The 968-nt window shown below is 62.7% G+C and carries 1 pseudogene; it reads right to left on the bottom strand.

What is annotated here, in order from left to right:
- Positions 1-101: 101 nt before the first annotated feature.
- A pseudogene (locus tag B3Q33_RS12250) lies at positions 102-968 on the bottom strand (DNA repair protein RecN); the annotation flags it as partial.

Here is a 968-nt window from a genome sequence, read left to right as displayed (position 1 = left end):
GCGAGCAAAGCTCCAACGGGGTGCACTCTTTTAGTCAGTCAGTGCGCGAAGGGCCTACAGGGCTGCTGTTAACGATTCACTATTAACTGTTCACTGCCTTCCTACGCTGCCTGGGCCTTGCTCAGCATCTCTCTGGCATGAGTACGGGTGGATTCGGTGATCTCCACACCGCCCAGCATGCGCGCCAACTCTTCAATTCTTGCGTTGTCATCCAGGCCCTGAATGCGGGTGTGGGTGGTGTCGTCGCCCTGAATCTTGTGTACCTGCCAGTGTTGGTGTCCTTGGCTGGCCACCTGGGGCTGGTGGGTGATACACAGCACTTGGGCGTGGCTGCCCAGTTCGCGTAGCAGTCGGCCGACGATCTCGGCCACGCCACCACCGACACCTACGTCAACCTCATCGAATACCAGACTCGGTACCGTCAGGTTGCGGGCGCAAATAACCTGGATAGCCAGGCTTACCCGTGACAGTTCGCCGCCGGAAGCCACCTTGCCAAGGGCTTTGAGGGGCTGGCCGGGGTTGGCAGAAAACAGAAATTCCACGTCTTCCAGGCCGTCGGCGCCGGGGGCACACTCGCCCAACTGGGCTTCCAGTTTGGCGGCTTTCATGCTCAACGCGGTGAGCTGTTTCTGTACCTGCTGGGTGAGGTTCTTGGCGGCACTGCGGCGGGCCTTGCTGAGCTGGCGGGCGCTGTCCATGTATTGCTGCTGGGCCGCGGCTTCCTGCTCGGACAGGGCGTGCAAGTGGGCATCCACATTGCCCAGGGCGTCGGACTCCGCCAGCAGTTGGCGGTGGTGCTCCACCAGTTCTTCCGGGCGGATGCGGTGCTTGCGGGCCAGGGTGTAGCTCTGGCTCAGCCGCTCTTCCACCTGGGCCAGGCGCTCCGGGTCCAGGTCCAGCCGTTCCAGGTAATGGCGCAGGTCATCGGCGGCGGCTTCTACCTGCAGGCGGGCGGATTCCACGGTGTC

The organism is Alcanivorax sp. UBA3183, from assembly GCF_002364155.1.
Classification (GTDB): Bacteria; Pseudomonadota; Gammaproteobacteria; order Pseudomonadales; family Alcanivoracaceae; genus Alcanivorax; species Alcanivorax jadensis.
The sequence above is the reverse complement of the archived record's forward strand: the minus strand, read 5'-3'. Positions and strand labels throughout refer to the sequence as shown.